Source organism: Bartonella sp. P12B (assembly GCF_055796185.1).
This window is the reverse complement of sequence record NZ_JBTTDI010000007.1, coordinates 1-19,848: the sequence shown is the minus strand read 5'-3', so window position 1 is coordinate 19,848 and position 19,848 is coordinate 1. Positions and strand designations below refer to the sequence as shown.

The window sequence follows — 19,848 nt, the reverse complement described above, 5'->3', positions numbered from 1 at the left end:
GCTGTCGGATATCACTTTAAAATTTTTGTCCTGTCGTAAATACAATCTGCTCATAAAACATCAATATGAATCTCTCAATTGTTAAAATTAATTATGCGGATTGACAATTCTACAATGTTTTTAATTGACACTGCGTGGGAATTTCAACAAGGGCTTCAGGTTCATTTTCAACGGTGATGATTGTATTGATCAGAGTCATCTCATTACTTCGATGGTATGTTGAGTCATCTCTGGATCAGTAGAAGCAACAGCTGTGAGCTATAAGCTTATTATGAGGGGCTATAGCGCTTATAATCTATAATTTATAATACCTTATGATGAGAGTATGGTAAATGAGATAGTAAAAAGTATTTTCAAATGTCTCATATTTAATTTTAATAAATCAGCATTCCAAGAGTAAGTTAGATCAATTCATAGCCTAACTGGACAAAGATTGTGCAAAGATTTGTCTGTTAGCAAGGCAACATATTATTGATAAGATGCTGTTATCCAAAGAAGATGAAAAAAGAAAACAGAGATAAAACTGTTCCTGTCGCGATATTAATTGCCCCTTTTACTCTCTGTTTTTTTAAAGCATTGCTGGTAAATGATATAAAAAGGGTCATAAAAGTGAACCATACAAAGATATTGAAAGAGTGTATTGTGATAAGTTCAAAGCCTTTTTTAATGCTCCCACCAGAAGCCAAGAATTTTGGAAAGGCTGCTATGTAAAATATTGATACTTTAGGGTTGAGTATTTGGGTCAGAAAACCGTCCATATAACTGGTGAAAAGCTTTGTTTTACCTACGACATTCTTTTTATTCATTAATATTCGTTCTTTTGAATTTAAACTGTGTATTCCAGATTTAATCGCTTTAAAACCCATATATAATAAATAGCAGCTTCCCATAAATTTCACTAAAAAAAATAGCGTTTTGTTGTTGAGAATGAGCGCTGATACACCTAATATGGAAAATGTTCCATGCACATATGTTGCTGTACACAATCCTAAAACGTTCGTAAATGCGTTCTTTTTTCCCAATCTCGTGGCATTATCGATGATAAGGACCATATTTGGCCCCGGTGAGATGACTAAAAAAAATGAAACAATGAAAAAGGTTAATATTTGATGATTCATTTGACTTTTAGCTCTGAAATTAATTGGTCTTCGAGATATAATTCTATTCTATCGAGCTTAGAAAGTTTCCCTACACCCTGTGGAGTGCCTGTGTATATGATATCACCACGTCTTAACTGAATGTAGCGACTCAAAAATGATATTATTTTCTCAAAGCTAAAGATCATGTTTTTCGTATTGCCAATTTGCCTCGTTTCTCCATTCAACTTCATTATAAAGGTTATTGGATTATTTATTTTTTCCTTGTTTATAAAGTCAGATACATATGCGGCGCCTTTAAATCCTTTAGACAAAAGCCAAGGAAGCTTTTTTTCTTTCAGTTTTGTTTGCAAATCTCTTGCTGTGAGATCGAGACCTATTGCTATTGCATCATAGCATTCTTTCGCTTCTTTCTCAGTGACTATGAAAGCATCCTTTGAGATTTTGAGCACAATTTCAGTTTCAAAATGGATTTCTTTGGAAAAATCAGGAAGATAAATTTCATTGCCTAAAAGGAGTGAACTTTTGGGCTTGCTAAAGATAACAGGTTCATCTTCAACATTATTGCCTAGTTCATGAATATGCTCAACATAATTGCGTCCAACACAGTAAATGTCATTAATCATAGGAAATCACCAAATTTTTCATTTTCTTTTTGTATAGGTAGGATATTACTGTGGAAACAACATCTTTTCTCATATCGATGTGTGAACTTTCTGAAAAATATGCATTGTGTGGATTAATGACTAATCGCGACGATAACCACTTCGCATTATCTCGCCAAGCTTTAATGAGAGAGTAATCACTTGGGGGCTCCATAGGAAGAACATCAAGGAGCACTTGGAAGTCAGGATTTTCTCTTAGATGCTTTTCCAAACAATCAAAATCACTGAGGATTTTTCCCCTGCAGTGTTCACTAGAATACCATTCTTCTTCATCTTATTAAGGAATGCTGAATTAATCATTCCTGTTGTTTTTTTGTAAGAGGGCAATGCACTGATATTACATCAGATTCCTCTAGAAGGGAATTAATCTCTTCGAGAAGTTTGAAGTTGAGAGATTTAGCCAGACCTGCATCAATATAGGGATCGTAGACAAGCACTTTAAAGCCAAAAGGCCTTAAACGTTCTAACGTTGCTTTTCCTATTTTACCCAAGCCAATCAATCCAATTGTTTTCTGCTTGGGACGGACTGTTTTAAGATTGTTTTCTTGCCATATTTTTTTGCTAAATCATTATGTCTAGAGACTTGCCTGCATCCCTCTAAAATCATGGTTAAGGCGGTGTCTGCCACTTCATCTATACAATAGGAAGGATTGTTAGCAAATTCAACACCATGCTTTCTAAGTGCTTCGTAATCTACCTGATCATAACCGATACCAAAGCGTACTGCTATTTTACACTTACGCAATTTCTTCGCTGTTTTTTCTGTTATTTTTGCATGCCAGATCAATAAGGCATCAAGTTCTTCCAAAATGTCATCAGGAAAGTTATCTTCATTTAAAGAGTTAAAAAAATAAAATTCAGCACCTAAATCAACCAGTGGTTTTTCAAATTTACTTATTTCAGTTATTCTATCTGTTATCGCAATTTTCATTGTATTTTTTCTCTATAATCGATAACCATCAAATCCCTAAAACCTCTTTCATCGTTTCTTGATGAAATTGCAGAGGCTGAATGATACATTTCACTATCATCCAGCAGTATACTTTCTAAATTTTTTTTCAAAATGATCTCTTTTATTTTTTTCTGTTTTCATCATAAATATAGGATGTGCCACCTTCAATATTGTGTCTATCGATCAGGTGCATACTTATAAATGTATGACCATCTTTATGGATTCCTTCAGGTGTAGGGTTTCCTTGAATTCCTTTTTTTGCTTCAATACGGAATTGGTGGACAAAGACATCCCATATTGAGCTTTCTTTATTTTTATATATCAAAAAAGCACTAAGTGTGTTTTGAATTATTTTGTGCAATATAACATTTGATGATATTGCATCGGATATTTTTGGTAGTTTTCTTTCAATTCCACCCGCATAACTGTTAATTTCAGAACTCTGAAAAAAACATTATCTTCTACAAAATTTATAGTTTTGTTGGCTACATCTACGATAAATTTGCCAAAGCATTTTCTCCTGTAGGTGTCACCTTTTTTCATGTAAGGATCGATAGGTAAATAGTCCCAGCTTCTCTTCAGTCGGGCTAGATCAGTTATCTCATGAGCTCTGATATTGATTTTCTCAGAAGGAATGTGGGCAAATTTATTTTTCTTAATTTTTCAACAATTTGATCTATATTTACAAACATCTATCTCCCCCTCTGTTATATAAATGAATTTTGACTGTAACATATAATGTATGTCTTTTTTGTTAATTTTTTTGAATTGTCACTTTTGAAAGCAAAACGAGATTCTCTCAGATAACAGTTTGTTTTATACACACGGTGTTTTATCTATGTATACCCTACCAAGCATACCGCAATTTTCCTTTTAAACCAGTACGAGAGTGTTGTTTGACAGTAGATTTTGTATTAAGTGGGAAGAGGTAAAATTAGCCAAGAGCTAAGTGTTAATTTATTATTTTTATGTCTATTTTTTACCATAAAATGCACGTTTTGTTAAAATGGATTTTGATACCTAAAAATCACGAAAAGAGCAGAAAATAGCAAAAATCAGAATTTTGCATAAAAAAGGAAAAAGACTTTGAAAACTTCAATAAGACCGTAAAAAAGCATCCAATACACCAAGCGCTGCTATAAAGCGCTCTTCAAGGCTTTCAGGGATAGCGACTTATATAAAACACTTGATGAAAAAATGGGAGGGTTACAAAAATCTGATCTTATTATTCTCACTGGACGCCTCGGTATGGGGAAAACCTCTCTTGCGACCAACATTGCTTTTAACATTGCCAATGTTTGTAAGCATGATAGCAAAACGCGAGAATAAGATAATGAGGGGGGGGTATTGTTGGATTCTTCTCGTTGGAAATGTCCTCAGAACAATTAGCAACTCGTATTCTTTCTGAGCAAACAGAGGTTTCTTCTTCTGATATCAGATGGGGCAATCTCTCAGAACAGCAATTTACTAAAATCATTCATATGACGCGTTCTTTGCAAAAAGCCCCGCTTTATATAGACCAAACGGGTGGTCTGTCTGTTGCCCAATTAGCAGCGCGTGCAAGGCGCCTCAAACGACAACATGGTTTAGATGTGTTGATGATTGATTATCTCCAGCTCATGACGGGTCATACAAAGCGTTCCTCAGACAATCGCGTGAAGAAATCACAAGGATTACCATGGCTCTTAAGGCATTGGCAAAAGAACTGAATATTCCTATCATTGCTCTTTCACAGCTTTCACGACAAGTTGAGAATCGCACCGATAAACGTCCACAACTCTCTGATTTGCGTGAATCAGGTTCAATTGAACAAGATGCCGATGTCGTTCTGTTTGTCTATCGTGAAGAATATTACTTAAAAAATGAACAGCCAAAGGAAGGCAGCGTTGAAGCTGTCAAATGGCAAGAGAAAATGGATCAGGTGAGGGGGCAAGCGGAAGTGATTATTGCCAAACAACGCCATGGTCCCACAGGAACTGTCCCTCTTGCTTTCCAATCTGATTTTACACGTTTTAGTGATCTATGAAGAAAAGCATGCATAAAGGGGGCAATAAATGGTCTTTGAGAGGTCTTTGAAAAAATGAAAATCCTTTGAAAATGAGGTCATTTTTACAAAATATGATGCAAATGATACAAAATTTGTTGGTCTCTGCATGCATATTTTACAGATTTTAGGTGTCAAATAATAGGATTGTTGGAAAAGATGAATCATCTCAAATTGTGATTCTGATCCAAAGAAAACAAGACTCATGAAAGCGGCTCTAAACACCTCTTAAAGCTTCTCTGAGAAGCGCCTAAAAACGCCTTTGAAAAAAATGAATTGCTGCAAAACCTAGTGGCAAGCTACACTGGTGGCGGGCTACACCCTCACTACAAAAAATATATGTTAGATCAATAAGTTAGATGTATCGCAAAAGTAGATGGTGGGTGATGAGGGGATCGAACCCACGACCCGCTGATTAAGAGTCAGCTGCTCTACCGACTGAGCTAATCACCCATAGCTTATCAGAAAGTAAGAATAGGTGATTCTATAACGCTCCTAAGGGAATAAGTCTAGAGAGTTTTGTTGCTTTTTACATGAAATGGGAAAGTTTATAGCTAAATTAGCTGTATCATTAAAAATGTAATATACATCTTGATCTTATGTAAAAATAGTCCCATTATAAGAAGCTCTATAATAAATGTTCTGATTATTATACGGGACTATAGTTTGGAGGATCGTCGAGCATAATGCCCGAAAAAGAATCAGAGGAGCCTTCGTGTGGTTGTGGGCGGTATAGGTTACCTTTCTGTTTTATGAATTTTATCAATAACTGTGTAGGGTTAAGGAGTACATTCCTTTCTTTGAATGCAGTCTTTCTGTGTTCAATGTTCTTTATCAATTGTGCGAATGAAAGCTCATGAATTTGTTTTATCAATCGTGCACGTTTAAGTGTTTAAAGGGTGAGCTATGATGGAGTGGATCGCTGATCCCCATGTGTGGTTTGGTTTGATCACGTTGATTTTTCTTGAAATTGTTTTAGGGATAGATAATCTCGTTTTTATTGCAATTTTAGCTGAAAAATTACCGCTGCATTTGCGTGATCGTGCACGCTTGATAGGCCTCACCTTAGCGTTAGCGATGCGGCTTTTCCTTCTCACGATTATTGGATGGGTGATGAATGTCGATACAATAATTTTTTCACTCTCATTTTTTGAATTTAGTTGGCATAGCCTTATTTTAATTGGGGGTGGAGTTTTTTTGTTGGCAAAGGCAACATTAGAATTACATGAAAGGTTAGAAGGAGTCCCGCACGAAAGAAAAGCAGGCATTGCGTATGCTGTTTTTTGGCAGGTAATTGTTCAAATAGTGGTGCTGGATGCTGTTTTTTCTCTCGATAGTATTATTACTGCAACAGGGATGATTGCAAAAGAGCAGGCAATAGTTATGTATATAGCTGTCATTGTTGCTATGGGGGTGATGATGTGTGGATCTGGTGTTCTTATGCGCTTCATTAATCGTCATTCCACCATTGTCATCCTTTGTCTTGGCTTTTTGATGATGATAGGCTTTACTCTTATTGTTGAGGGATTTGGCTTTCATATTCCAAAAGGGTATTTATATGCTGCTATTGGTTTTTCTGTTCTCATTGAGGCTTTTAATCAAATCGGACGTCGTAATCGTGAGAAAATGATTACAACAAATGATCTGCGTGGTCGAACAGCTGATGCTGTTTTGAGGCTTTTAGGAGGCGGAAACAAAGACGGTAATCTTGGTGAGACTGTAGATGTTATTGCTGAACAAGCCGCAGCTTCTGAGTTGTTTCGACCAGAAGAAAAGGAGATGATCCGTGGTGTTCTCGATTTGGCTGATCGTCCTGTTCGTTCTATTATGTCACCACGCAATGAGATTGAATGGTTGGATTTGAACAGCAATGAGAATGAAATGCGTGAAGAATTACAACAGGTTAAACATAGCCGCTTAATTCTGGCACGTGAAAAAGTGGATGAATTTGTTGGCGTTGCTTTGACAAAAGATCTTCTTTTGAACTTGGCTGAAGGAAAAAAAATCAATTGGAAAAAAGCTATGCGGGAACCCCTTGTCGTTCATGAAAATACAAGTGTTTTACGATTGATGGAGCAATTACGTCATTCTTCAATCCAGCTGGCAATTATTGTTGATGAACATGGATCTTTTGAAGGGATTGCAACACCAACAGATATTCTTGAAGCCATTGCAGGTGATTTTCCTGATGATGATGAAGAACCCATGATTGCAGAGAAACTTGAAAATGGAAGTCTTCTTGTTGAAGGATATGCTGATATTCGCCGTTTAAGTGGTTATCTTGGGCGTAATCTTGTTGATGAGGCAGATCGTTATACGACTCTTGCTGGCTTTATGCTATGGCGGTTTGGCCATTTACCCAATGAGGGAGAAAGCTTTGAGGCTGATGGTTTGTGCTTTAAAGTTGTTGAAATGGATCGCCGAAATTTATCTAAAATCCTTATTTCTCCACTTGTGTAACACGAAAAAACTCATTATTCTGAATGTGTAGAATGAGTGAAAAAAGTTGAGTTGTCAATGAATCTCTAGCTTGGAAGAGGGGAGACTTCATACTAGATGAAGCCCTTTATTGATGATTTGTTTAGCGAAGAAGAAAATGGTGCAAAGTTATTTGTGAAACCATTTTTGCTTTCGTCAGGTTATCTTAAAAATTTTTGTTATTCTTTTCTATCATAAAAAGTTTTATAAAGGGCATTGCACTATAAGGAAGTAAACTCAATGTTGAAAATGGATTCAGGACTATAAAAGCGTGATTTTTTCATACAGAATTTATTGGATAGGTTTATTTGGACGGTTTGCTAAAGGAAATTCAAATATTAAACTATTTTTATGTATTTTGATCATGAAATTGGTATGAAAAAGAGAGGCTTCAAATCAATATAAAAAAATCAATTAAAGATAATGTTTATGTTGATTTACAAACAAGACAAGATCCAACAGGGTTATTGTTATTTATATGTCATAAAAATAAAGGCGTGATTTCTCTTTATTTAGGGGGTGTTTTGAAGATCCGTTTCCGATATTGTTGTGTTTCAAAAATTGCTACAACAAATAAAGAAATGATCAGTGGTATGATTAAATAAAGCATTCTAAATACAATAAGTGCTGCAACAACATCAGTTGGGTTTACACTGGGCATACCTGTTATGAATAAAGCTTCCAGAACACCAATTCCTCCGGCTGGGGCGTTGGAGAGAAGCGTTATAGTGAAAGATGCGAGAAAAACACCGAGCACAGAAATAAAATGAATATCTGTATTATGTGGGAGGACTGCGTATATAATCCCTACTGCTCCTAAAAGTTCTAGGGGGCTAATGAGGAGTTGTTGGATGACAATTTTTAATTGTGGGTAGGAAAGTTGAATTTTTTTACTCAAGCGGAGGGGTTTCAGTTGAAGCCAACTGCCAAAGGTATAAAGGGCTATACAGCCGAGCAGAATTATACCAATTGTTGTTCCAAGCCATTCAGGAAGGTTATCATGAATGAGTCTGATAATTTCAGGTTTTAAAATCAAAACAATTCCAAAAAGTAAGATTGTACCTATTACAAAGGTAAAAGAGCAAAAACCTACTAATATCGCGATTTCGGTTCCACTTAATCCTTTCATTCTATAGGCGCGATAGCGTACGACTGCACCAGAAAAAACTGAAGCACCAATATTGTGTGAAAGGGCATAGGTCGTAAACGAACAGAGTGCGATAAAAAACCAAGAAATTTTATGGCCCAGATGTTGCAAGGCAATTCGGTCATATCCCGCAAGAGCAGCATAAGCTAGAAGAGAACACGAACAGGCTAATAGCCAATCTTGTGCATTTAAATGGCCCAAACGTTCCAATACATCATTAAAAGAAATAGCAGAAAGTTTTATATAAAGAATGCGGATAGATATCAGCATTGCTAAGATACCAATAAATGGCCATATAAATTGCTTTATTTTCACGCTTTGTTTATCCACTTTATGTTTTTTGTAAATTTATCACATGATTGTGCATATTTTTTACAGATCTTTGTTCTATGATATGTTCTATAATACTGTTAGCAATTTCTTCGTCATCAGTTACTACGACATTTGCACCTAAATCAATGAGATAAGTTGTTTCTACATCGGATAATGCATGTGTTACTATCTGAATATCTTTTTTCATATTACGGATATTCACTATACATTCTCCGACTTCAATGGTACTTCGCATCGTAACAACAACTTTGTATGCATCACTTATATTTGCTGCGTTCATCACTTCCTGTTGAATGATATTCCCACAAATCACTTCGAAGCCGTCTGCAATTGCTTTATCAGCGAGGCGTTTTGATTCTTCGACTATCACTACAGGTTCATTCCTTTTTATTAAAGATAATGCAATACATTTACCAATACGACCGTAGCCAACAATCACGATATGATTGGTTTTTAAGGTCATTTGTAAAGATTCTTGATCGGAATCTTGAGAATCAAGATCAATGATCGCTTGTGTATCTTGTAAATTTGTAGGCAATTTTTCTAGATGTTTTTTTATTTTATCGCAGGCAATAAAAACAAGGGGATTGAGCAAAATAGAAAGAATCGCACCTCCAAGAATTAAATCATGGGCATCATTGTTTAAAAGTCCCAAGCTCAAACTTAAACCTGCAAGAATAAAAGAAAATTCTCCGATTTGAGCAAGGCTTGCAGAGATGGTTAAAGCTATTGCGTTAGAATAACGAAAAGCCTTAACGATAAAAAAGGCGGCAATAGATTTTCCTATTATGATAATGAAGAGCGTTGCTAAGAGAGGAAAAAAATGCGTTAATAGTTTTCCTGGATCAAATAACATCCCTACAGAAACGAAAAAAAGAACAGAAAATGCATCGCGTAGCGGTAAAGATTCCTCCGCTGCACGATGGCTTAATTCTGATTCACTCATAACCATACCGGCAAAAAAAGCACCAAGAGAAAGAGAAACTCCAAATAAATGGGCTGCTCCAAACGCTACTCCTAATGCAATAGCAAAGACACTAAGACGAAATAATTCGCGTGATCCTGATTGCGCACTCATTTTTAATAACCATGGGATAACACGTCGTCCAATAACGAGCATAAGTGCAATAAAGAGGATGACTTTCAATATGGTAAGACCAAAAATCCCCCAAATGCTTAAATCCAACCACTGAACAAGAGGATCAATTGCTTCCTTTTTTGTATTACTAAGGATATTTGCTAGTGATGGTATGAGGACAAGAATAAGGACCATCGCTAAGTCTTCAATAATCAACCACCCAACAGCAATGCGTCCTTTTTCTGTCTCAATAAGATGGCGTTCTTGTAAAGCGCGTAGTAAAATAACAGTACTGGCTATTGATAGAGCTAAACCGAAGACTAAGCTACCGCTGAAACCCCATCCCATCATTAAACCAAGGCATAAGCCCAGAAAAGTAGAAAATGCCATTTGTCCAATGGCAGCAGGGATAGCAATAGCTCTTACAGATAAAAGGTCTTTTAATGAAAAATGGAGTCCAACACCAAACATCAGCAAAATGACACCAATTTCAGCGAGTTGGTTGATAATAACGGAATCTATTCTAAAGCCGCCTGTATTTGGTCCTACAATCACACCGGCTAATAAGTATCCTACCAGTGGTGAAATACGCAAACGGCTAGCAATCATTCCTAGAAGAAAGGCTAAACATAAACCTGCAACAATAGTTGTAATCAGTGGTGTATCATGAAGCATGGATTATCTACGACTTTTTATCAAAAAATGAAACAATTGTGAGTTTTTTATGAGAAGAGAGGTGACCTGTTGTATAAGCATGGCATTTTCATTTTAGTTTAGTGTTTTATTTGTACGATTATTCCGTTTATGCCACCAATCTCCTAGCAGAAGCAAAATCGGAGCGGCAATAAAGATAGAGGATGATGTCGCAATAATGATCCCGAAGACCATGGGTATTGCAAAATTATGGACCGCACTTCCACCCCATATCGCCATCGGTAACATAGCAAGAACCGTCGTAGCCGATGTAAAGAGACAACGGATAAGAACTTGATTAATTGAAAGATCAATGAGTTCTCGCAACTGCATTTTTTTATAAAGACGCATATTTTCACGCATGCGATCATAGACAACAACTTTGTCGTTTATGGAATAACCGACAATTGTTAAAAGAGCAGCAATGGCCGTTAAATTGAAATCAAATTGGAATAAGGCAAAAAAACCAATCATTTTTGTCGTATCTAAGATAAGTGTTATAATTGCACCGACCGCGAAGAACCACTCGAAGCGCAACCATATGTAAAGAGACATGGCAATTGCGGCCAGAATAACAGCAGTAAAAGCAGCTGTAGCAAGCTCACCTGAAATTTTTGGACCAACAACTTCTATTTGATCGAATGTGGCATCTGGATAGATGTTTTGTACTGTTGTTTTGACTTTATCAATGGCGATGGTTTGTTGCGCTTCACTGCCACTTTGTTTCTGCATGCGAATCAATACAGTGTTTGCATTATCAATATTTTGTAAGGTAATTTCACCAATATTAAGGGTAGAAAGCTTAGAACGTAAGGTCGCTAAGTTTGCTGGTGTTTTTGTGGTAATACTCATTTGGCTTCCACCAATGAAATCAATTCCGAAATTTAAGCCAGGTTTTAAAAACAGAAAAATCGAAGCAAGTGATAAAACAATTGAGACGCCAATACCAATAAAGCGTGCCTTCATAAAACGGAAATTTGTATTTTTTTGGATAATATTGAAAAGAGAATGAAGATGCAGAGTTTTAATTTTCCATTTGCGGATTACCCAAACCATTATGATACGCACAATGGTGATATTTGTGAACATGGAGATGATAATACCAAGCAGCATTGTTACAGCAAAACCGCGAACAGGACCGGTGCCAAACCAAAACAGTAAAATAGTTGCAATAATTGCAGTAACATTGGCATCAACAATGGTTGCAAAAGCGTGTTTGAATCCACGATCTAAAGCTGCAAAGGCGCTAATGCCTTTTCGGCTTTCTTCACGAATACGCTCATTAATGAGAATATTGGCATCAACAGAAATACCGATACCTAAAATAATACCAGCAATACCGGGTAGGGTGAGAGTTGCACCTAGAAGACTGAGTGCAGCAAATGTTAAAATAGTATGGAGTGCAAGTGCTATATTCGCAATAAGTCCCCAAACTCTGTAGAGAAGAAAAATAAAAATTGTAACAAAACCGAAGCCGATTATGCCGGTATAAAGCCCCATTTGAATTGCGTCAGCACCAAGATTTGGGCCTACAGTTCTTTCTTCAATCACAGTGAGTGGGGCAGGTAAGGAACCAGCTCGCAGGAGGGCAGCGAGAGTTGAGGCTTCTTTGGGATCAAAGTTCCCTGTAATTTGACCTTGCCCGTTGGGAATAACGCTATTGATAGTAGGAGCGGTCAAAACTTTGTTATCGAGAACGATTGCAAAAGGACGGTTAATATTTTGTCGTGTTATTTCCGCAAATGTTTTTGCGCCAGCGGAATTCAGAGTGAATGAAATGATAGAACGTCCTGGCATTTGTGGGTCAAAACCTGCGCGGGCATCTTTCAGGACATTTCCATCTAAGGCGATTTGATCATAAATTGCGTAGTGTTGTGTCTGATCTGTATATCCGGGGAGAATTGAAACACCTACAGGAGGGTTATTTATATCCACATTGGAAGGGACGAGATGAAAGCTCATCTTTGCGGTTGTTCCTAAAAGATCACGCAGCTGCTTTGGATCTTGTAAGCCTGGCAATTGAACCATAATACGATCGGTTCCTACCTTTTGGATGGCTGGTTCAGTAACACCAACTTGATCTATACGGCGACGAATAATTTCTAAGCTTTGTTCAATAGCATTGCTCATACGATCCTTGATACCAGCTTCACTTAATATGACACGGATAGTCTCATTTTGAGCACTAATAGTGATATCATCGGCTGTAGCACCAAAGCTACTGTGTATGGGGGTTATCAATGTCTTCAAAGCAGAGAGTGCTTTTTCAATTTGTAATGGATCAGAAACAAGTACAACCACGCTATCTTCGGTAATACGGACACTTGATGTAGGGATTTGTTTTTCACGTAGTGTGTTCCGTACATTTGCTAAAATTACGTGTAATTGGTCGCGTTTTAATGTTTTGCTATCGACCTCGAGGAGGAGAGAAGAGCCTCCTTGAAGATCAAGCCCAAGTGTTACACGGGTATCGGTTAAAAATCGTGAATTTTTTACCTGTTCTTGCGAGAATAAATTGGGCAAGGCAACATAAATGCTGCTTAAAAGAATCAGACAATAGAGAGTAGTCAACCAACTGGGTGTACGCATGATATATTCCGCTAATAGGCAATTTAAAGAGTTGTTAATTAAAGGTCGTGGTGAGATAAGATGATAGTTTCATAATTCAAGCAAGAGGAGGAGCGCGTTTATTTAAAAAATATTGTGTTTTAAGGTTTCTAAGTTGTGTACAAATAACGACAATTATTATCAAAAAGAGATTCAATGTTAGGATATTTTGAGAAGTCTTTTTAGGAAAAACAGGATCGAGATAAAATGTTGCAAACTTTTTAGTTTCAGTTGTATTAACGTTCAATTGGCTACGCTTATTTTGTGGATAAAGGTTATTCTTTTTAACTATATTATTTGCTTGGGGTTGTTTTATTAAATAAGCACGTGTTCCTAAGCTGCTTGTTAACAATAGGCAGAATCCTGACAGAAGAAGCCAGATCGTAAAGGGAAGAAAATTTTCTTTTTTGCAATAGGGGTGCAAAAAAAGCATGTTAGAGTACCTTCTTTAATTTTGTTATGTTCACAGTTACGATTATCCTTTCTCCTCTTATCAGTATTATAGGATAAGGGGAAGATTATAAATTGTTCTACAGAAGTTGAAAATATTTGTTCTATACCATATTGTTAACAAGAGGGGGCAGATTCCTCTTTGGTACATCTAAGGCAGATATGTATTCATTTTTTAGAAAAAAAATACGCATACTTTTCTTTGTTACTTCGATTATAGTTATCTTTAGCTCTTGTGTATGGGGAGATATTGGGTCACAAAATGCAATTGTTGAACAGGCAGTTACTTCTCAGTTAATTGATAAAATTATTCAACAACAACAGCTTGTTATTAAGAATCTTGAACAAAATACAGAAACTTTAAAAAAAGATTTTGAAAATAAATTAGAAGATGAGCATGCTTTAGCAGAAGTGCGTTATCGTGCACGAGATATCAGTCAGCGTGCTATAGAAGAGGCATTTGTTTTGCGTGCCCCTCTTAATGATATTAATGCACTTCTTGATCAATTAACAGAACTTCATGGTGGTTTAGAAAACTCGAAAAAAATAGCTAAAGAGTATGCTTGCTTGTTGGAGAAAAAAGCTGAAATTAACAGCATAGTGCTTCGATTCGAAGCAATATTTTTGGCTACAAATAGAATATCTGAACTTGCTATTTCTCAATCTCGAGAGCTTTTTAAACGCACACTTACACACAGGCTTGAGTTTTCAATTCCAATGCTCAAACATTTTTTTGAGAAAACAAAAGAAGCTTCGTCTGATTTTCTTTTTCTTTTGAGTTCTTGGATAAGTTTCGTTTTTTATTTCAAATTGTTACAGCTGTTTCTTTCCTTTTTTATTCCACTTTTTACTGCTTTAGGACTCTCTTATTTTTCTCGTAAAGCTCTTGCATATGTGTATGATCACTTTGCTAAAAGTAATGAGGAGATATCTTATTTACAGCGCTTATTAGTCGCTTTTATTTCAATTCTCTTACCTTTGCTTGTCTGTGTTTTTTGCGTTTGTCTTGTATTATTTTTATCTCGTAGTTTTAATTTGGAGCTAGGGAAGCTCACAGCAGTATTTGATACGATAGGCTATCAAATTATCTTAGTTTTTTTGATAAATCGTTTAGCAGTTGTTCTGTTATCATCGAATATAACCCCTATGCATCTTTTCAACATTGCTCCGTCGGTTGCACATCAATTGGTGATTTTGCTTACTTTTTTAGGTGGAATTTTAGCATTTGATGCTGTTTTTGATAGTATTTATCAAATAATTTCGGCTTCTCTTTTTTTAACAATCGCAAAAAGTTTTATTGCTGTTTTCCTTGTAGCGCTTCTGCTGTTTATAATCTCTTTTGTACCTTTACGTTTCAAGCGTAAGCATTTGCAAAATGAAGAAGAAAAACAATACTTTTGGCCATTTTATATACGCATTGCCTTCATTTTATTAGGATTGTTGCTGATTATAATGGATTTTTTAGGTTATGTTGGCTTAGCGCGTTTTCTGATGCAGCAAATTATAATTGGGGGCACATTTATAGTTTTAATGTATTTAGGGATAAAAAGTACGCAAGCACTTGGAAAAAAAGGACAATTTGTAAAAACAAGCGTTGGTCATGCTTTGATGCAATGGCTCCATTTAGAAGAAAAAACGATGGATCAATTAGGGAGTATTCTGAGTATTTTCCTTAATTTATTTGTTATTGTATTTTGTGCAATGCCCATTGCTGTACAATTTGGATTTTCTTACTCTGATTTGAGAGCGGTACTGTGGCAGTTGATGACCGGTTTTCAAATTGGAAATGTTTCTATTTCTTTGATTTCTATTATTACAGGAATCGTTGTTTTTTTCGCTTGTTTTTTTGTCATTCGTCAATTTATCGGTTGGTTAGATAGCACGATATTATCACATGGTGAATTTGATTCTGGTGTGCGTAATTCTATCAAAACAATTATAAGTTATAGTGGTATTGTTCTTTCTGCTTTGATCGGATTGTCGATGGCAGGTTTGGATCTTAGAAATTTTGCTCTTATTGCAGGTGGGCTTTCGCTTGGTATAGGTTTCGGTTTGCAGAATATCGTTCAAAATTTCGTATCTGGGCTTATTATTTTGATTGGAAGACCCTTTAAACTGGGGGATTATGTGGAATCTGGATCAGTAGGTGGTATTGTTAAACGGATCAGTGTACGTGCAACAGAACTTGAAACACTTCAGCGTAAGACAATTATTATTCCTAATTCAACTCTCATCAATAATAATGTTAGTAATTGGACACGACGGAGTAAAATGGGACGGATTGATATTCCAATTACTGTTTCTTCCAATGTCACTCCAGAACGTGTTGTTGAAATTTTGCTAGAAATTGCTTCTGCAACAGAAGGGGTTTTAAAAAATCCTGCGCCGCAGGTTAGTTTTACTGCATTTGATAGTAAGAAATTTTCATTTAATTTGGCTATTTATGTGCCTAATATCACCTCACCTTCTAAGGTGACAAATGCTCTTCATTTTATATTATATAAACGTTTCGTTGAAGAGGGAATCCTAGAATGTTAAAATATGTTTGCATTTGTATTGCAGTTGCTCTGTTGGATATTTGGGCTCTTACAACTTTTGCAGCAACCGTCAAGAATGCCGATTTAAAGGTACATTCTCTCATCATTGTGGAAGGCAGTATACCCTTAAATCTCTCGTTGCGTACTAATCAAACTGCTACGATTTGCATGAAAGGGTGTTTTATTACCTTTCCTAATAAAGACAGGTTCGTAGTTAAGCCAGAGGATAATATAGAAATCAGTCACGATAGAGCGATTTTTAAATAAAGCCGTTTCGATTTCTCTTATGAGATAAAATTTGAAGAATGATGATGCTATTTGTTTAGTTATTGAGAAATATTATAATTAAAAAGTTCTCAGTCAAAGCTGTAATCTTAGTATGAGATTTTACATTGAATAAATAACATGGGTAGCCTTTTTTACGTGAAGAATCAAAAATATGTATTTTAAGTGTGATAATTTTTAAAAAATTGCTCAAATAAATAACTGAAATAAAATCATTTCTTTTATGCAATACCAAATGTATTTTTAAATCTCTTTATGGCAAGGTTTGATAACTAGCAATGTGCCGATAATTTTCGGCATTATTGCGGATGGTGGCTGCGAAAAACAGGCCGTTGAATAAACTGATTTTGGAATTTTGATACAATCTTTTAAATAAGAAGAGTATTATATTTTATTTTTTAAGTAAAACATAACAGATTAAAATATAAAAGATGATATTTGATAAAATTAGATATAAAAGTATTGATTAAAGCTTAAAATTGAGTAAAAATATTTGCTGAATTAGGTTTTGATGTAACTATAGAGGAGTATATGTGATTTTGCAGCATAAGATTTGATAGCGCTTTGTTTTTACTGAATGTGATTTTTTATTATATTTATAATAGCAATGGGGTATAATTTTATGAATACAAAATTTCTAACAGCATCCATTTTTACTTTGGTTTCAACTTCTATGGTACAGGCAGCAGATGTTGTTGTTCCTGAACAGCCAGAACATGTTGCTTCACCAGTTGTTGTTTCTCCACCTTTTTCTTGGGGCGGTTTTTATTTCGGAGGCCAAGTTGGTGGTTTTTCGAGCAAAGTCTCTGCTATAGTGCCTGATGTTAATATTCCTCTCTATCCTGATGATGATAGTAGAAAGAAGGAATGGGTACCCGTGGCAAAGCAATATATGCCTAAACTTTCTGGTTTTTTAGGTGGGATTTATGCTGGTGCTAATTTCGATCTTGGTAATAATTTTATTTTGGGAATTGATACCGATATATTTTTTACGAGTCGAGACAATAAGAAAAGTCATTTTGAGACTGAAGAAGATAACGGAAGTGAGGTTATAGAGAGTGGGAGTGAAAATGGAGATAGCACAAATGGCTCGAAAGAAAAAGGCCTTATGATGCGAGTTAAAGCAAGAACCGACGAAGGTGCAGAAACAAGGAAAAGCAGTCTGACTTTCACTCATACTTTAAAACAAAAATGGACTGGTGCCACACGAGCGCGCATTGGTTTTACTGTTGATCGTATTATGCCTTATATCTCTGGTGGTGTCGCTTATGGTGAGTTTCAGGATATTATGTCGACATTAATTACAGGAGAGGAGCCCTTTAATAAAACATCAGATGTTACAAAAACTATGATTGGTTATACTCTTGGTGGTGGCATTGATGTTGCAATGACAGATAATGTCATTGTCCGTGCGGAATATCGTTACTCGGATTTTGGTAAAAAGAAATTCGGTGATGAAATTGAACTTAAATATAAAACGAATGACTTTCGTGTTGGAATAGCTTACAAATTCTAATTTTTGTAAGATTAAATTGATGGAAAAGGTCCTATCCTTGATAGGGCCTTTTTTTCGCTGTTTTGTAGAATGTTACCCTTTTTATGGAAAGAAAGGATTTAACTTTTAGTTATCTAGATTTTTAATATTGTGATAAGGTGATAAATAGCTTAAAAGATCTTTTTAGTATGAAAATTTAGTGAAGATCATTAGCGCTGCTAAGCGTAATAAAAGAAGTTATGATTCGTAATTAAAAGAGTTATTATAATACTGTTTTGTTAGCATTAGATGCTCTTAAATGCGGTTTAATTTGTCATTCTCTACAAGCTATTAATAAGGAAAATCTAAATGTTATGGTGCGGACGGCTGCACCATTTGTGCACCGATTTTTTCTTGTCTTAGAACTCTCTATAATATCACCTGATAGCGCGGTTTCTCTTTTTTATATTTAATAAATAATTGTTTTTATTTTATTTATTTAATTGCCTTTTATATATAATCTTGGTACCAGATGAAAGCGTTCCAATCGCGTTCCAAAAGGTGGTTCGAAGAATAAGAACACGTGATAGACTATCTGTCTTATCTGTAAAAAATCTATCTAAAGGTAAATATGCTGATGGAGCTGGTTTATGGCTCATCAAAACTGCACCAGATCAAGGACGATGGGTTTTTAGGTTTGATCTTAATAAAAGACGACGAGAAATGGGATTAGGCTCTTGTAGCAATGTATCTTTAAAAGAAGCACGGTTCAAGGCTACAGCTTGGCGTGATCTTTTGGATCAAGGAATTGATCCAATTCGCCAAAAACAAAAAGAAAATTTGCGTCGAGCAGGAGGTGGTATTTCTTTACGAGAAATTGCCTCCGGTACTTTTGAAGCGAAAAAAACGAATTGAAAAATGAAGGGAAAGCAGCAAGGTGGTTAACACCTCTTGAGTTACATGTTTTTCCTAAACTTGGTGATATGTCAATCACTGAACTGACGCAAGTTGATATAAAAGAATGCATTTCTCCCATTTGGAAGACAAAAAACGAAACAGCAAGTAAAGCTCTATCCCGCTTGAATATAGCTATAAAACATGCGGCAGCACTTGGTATAGATGTGGATATGCAATTAATACCAAAAGCAAAAGCTTTATTAGGAAAGTTTATTCAAAATACCCAAAATATTCCAGCAATGCCATGGAAAGAAGTGCCTAAGTTTTTTCAATCTTTAAATGATGAGCTTGTATCAAACTTAGCCTTAAAACTTCTTATTTTGACGGGTGTTCGTTCTATGCCAATCAGGCATATTCGGTTAGAAGAGATTTATGAATCAATATAGATTATCCCCAAAGAAAATATGAAGGGGATTGTTGGAAAGGTTTCGGACTTTCGTGTGCCACTTACAGCTGAAGCGCTTGCTGTTATTGAAAAAGCAAAAAAAAATGGTTTTTTATTTTCTGGGAGTTTTGGAAAGCCTATATCTGATGCAACGCTTTCTAAATTCATGAAAGACAAAGGCTTTGATTATAGACCTCATGGTTTTAGATCGAGTCTTCGTGACTGGATAGCAGAGATAACATCAACACCATTTGAAATTGCAGAATCTGTTCTTGCGCATTCAGTTGGTAATTCAGTGACGAAAGCTTACATGCGAACAGATTTCTTAGAACAACGTCGTATCCTCTTAGAACAATGGGCGTCTTTTATATCAGGAACATCTTTACCAAATATTCTAAACCGTTAAGCCTAAAATATAATTGCTGTCACTCTATCATAATGGCATCCCTAGAGCTTCAAAGAAGCGTTGCTTTCTTTTTTCGGTATCAGCATGAGTTTGTCAAATGAAATAACCTCTATATAAGACTCTAGCCTCTTCCTTTCTCTCCGCTTCTCAATCTTTAACTATAAATAACTTATTGATTTTCCATATATTTTTTAAAGGTGCGGGATACGTGAATAAAGGTTAGGGAATAGGATTTTCTAACATTCCTCCGCAACACGAAC

General features: G+C 35.8%; 11 protein-coding genes, 1 tRNA gene and 4 pseudogenes. 6 read left to right on the top strand and 10 right to left on the bottom strand.

All coding sequences use genetic code 11. The annotated features are described in order from the left end of the window. Nucleotides 1-485: 485 nt before the first annotated feature. The 5 genes and pseudogenes from AC0QT1_RS05895 to AC0QT1_RS05875 all read right to left on the bottom strand — a co-directional run bounded on the left by AC0QT1_RS05895 (nt 486) and on the right by AC0QT1_RS05875 (nt 3,257). Nucleotides 486-1,052, bottom strand: a complete 567-nt coding sequence (locus AC0QT1_RS05895; RefSeq protein ID WP_473201842.1) for a LysE family translocator — start codon at nt 1,050-1,052, stop codon at nt 486-488. Nucleotides 1,053-1,114: 62 nt separating this feature from the next. Beyond that, a complete protein-coding gene (locus AC0QT1_RS05890) occupies nt 1,115-1,723 on the bottom strand; it encodes a fumarylacetoacetate hydrolase family protein (RefSeq protein WP_473200248.1) in 609 nt (202 codons plus the stop codon). 234 nt (nt 1,724-1,957) lie between these two features. Next, nucleotides 1,958-2,262: pseudogene (locus AC0QT1_RS05885) on the bottom strand (NAD(P)-dependent oxidoreductase). After that, on the bottom strand, nt 2,259-2,693 hold the full coding sequence (locus AC0QT1_RS05880; protein WP_473200247.1) for a Rossmann-fold NAD(P)-binding domain-containing protein: 435 nt from the start codon (nt 2,691-2,693) through the stop codon (nt 2,259-2,261). The pseudogene AC0QT1_RS05885 and the gene AC0QT1_RS05880 overlap by 4 nt, the downstream one beginning before the upstream one ends. After that, nucleotides 2,690-3,257, bottom strand: a pseudogene (locus AC0QT1_RS05875) (2OG-Fe dioxygenase family protein). The gene AC0QT1_RS05880 and the pseudogene AC0QT1_RS05875 overlap by 4 nt, the downstream one beginning before the upstream one ends. 542 nt (nt 3,258-3,799) lie before the next feature. On the opposite strand from AC0QT1_RS05875, the pseudogene AC0QT1_RS05870 reads away from it, so the two are divergent. After that, nucleotides 3,800-4,740, top strand: a pseudogene (locus AC0QT1_RS05870) (DnaB-like helicase C-terminal domain-containing protein); the annotation flags it as partial. Between the two features lie 395 nt (nt 4,741-5,135). Here the strand turns inward: AC0QT1_RS05870 and AC0QT1_RS05865 are convergent. Beyond that, a tRNA-Lys gene (locus AC0QT1_RS05865) sits at nt 5,136-5,211 on the bottom strand. 453 nt (nt 5,212-5,664) lie between these two features. Between AC0QT1_RS05865 and AC0QT1_RS05860 the strand changes: the two genes are divergently transcribed. Then, nucleotides 5,665-7,218 (top strand): TerC family protein, encoded by a 1,554-nt coding sequence (locus tag AC0QT1_RS05860; protein WP_473201841.1) that lies wholly within the window; start codon nt 5,665-5,667, stop codon nt 7,216-7,218. A gap of 526 nt (nt 7,219-7,744) precedes the next feature. Here AC0QT1_RS05860 and AC0QT1_RS05855 read toward each other — a convergent pair. The 4 genes from AC0QT1_RS05855 to AC0QT1_RS05840 form a co-directional block, all read right to left on the bottom strand. Next, nucleotides 7,745-8,698, bottom strand: a complete 954-nt coding sequence (locus tag AC0QT1_RS05855) for a lysylphosphatidylglycerol synthase transmembrane domain-containing protein (RefSeq protein WP_473200245.1) — start codon at nt 8,696-8,698, stop codon at nt 7,745-7,747. 16 nt (nt 8,699-8,714) lie between these two features. Further along, nucleotides 8,715-10,469 carry a cation:proton antiporter domain-containing protein gene (locus AC0QT1_RS05850; RefSeq protein WP_473201840.1) on the bottom strand — a complete coding sequence of 585 codons (1,755 nt, stop codon included), beginning with the start codon at nt 10,467-10,469 and terminating at the stop codon, nt 8,715-8,717. A gap of 93 nt (nt 10,470-10,562) precedes the next feature. Beyond that, entirely contained in the window at nt 10,563-13,076 is a 2,514-nt protein-coding gene (gene secD / locus AC0QT1_RS05845) for a protein translocase subunit SecD (RefSeq protein ID WP_473200243.1), read from the bottom strand. 76 nt (nt 13,077-13,152) lie between these two features. Further along, a complete protein-coding gene (locus AC0QT1_RS05840; protein WP_473201839.1) occupies nt 13,153-13,527 on the bottom strand; it encodes a hypothetical protein in 375 nt (124 codons plus the stop codon). 179 nt (nt 13,528-13,706) lie between these two features. On the opposite strand from AC0QT1_RS05840, the gene AC0QT1_RS05835 reads away from it, so the two are divergent. From AC0QT1_RS05835 to AC0QT1_RS05820, 4 genes and pseudogenes are all read left to right on the top strand, one after another. Next, nucleotides 13,707-16,082, top strand: a complete 2,376-nt coding sequence (locus AC0QT1_RS05835; protein WP_473201838.1) for a mechanosensitive ion channel domain-containing protein — start codon at nt 13,707-13,709, stop codon at nt 16,080-16,082. Then, nucleotides 16,076-16,348 carry a hypothetical protein gene (locus AC0QT1_RS05830; protein ID WP_473200241.1) on the top strand — a complete coding sequence of 91 codons (273 nt, stop codon included), beginning with the start codon at nt 16,076-16,078 and terminating at the stop codon, nt 16,346-16,348. The genes AC0QT1_RS05835 and AC0QT1_RS05830 overlap by 7 nt, the downstream gene beginning before the upstream one ends. Before the next feature lie 640 nt (nt 16,349-16,988). Then, on the top strand, nt 16,989-17,882 hold the full coding sequence (locus tag AC0QT1_RS05825; protein ID WP_473200240.1) for a porin: 894 nt from the start codon (nt 16,989-16,991) through the stop codon (nt 17,880-17,882). Between the two features lie 531 nt (nt 17,883-18,413). After that, nucleotides 18,414-19,588, top strand: a pseudogene (locus AC0QT1_RS05820) (tyrosine-type recombinase/integrase). The last annotated feature ends 260 nt before the right edge of the window (nt 19,589-19,848 follow it).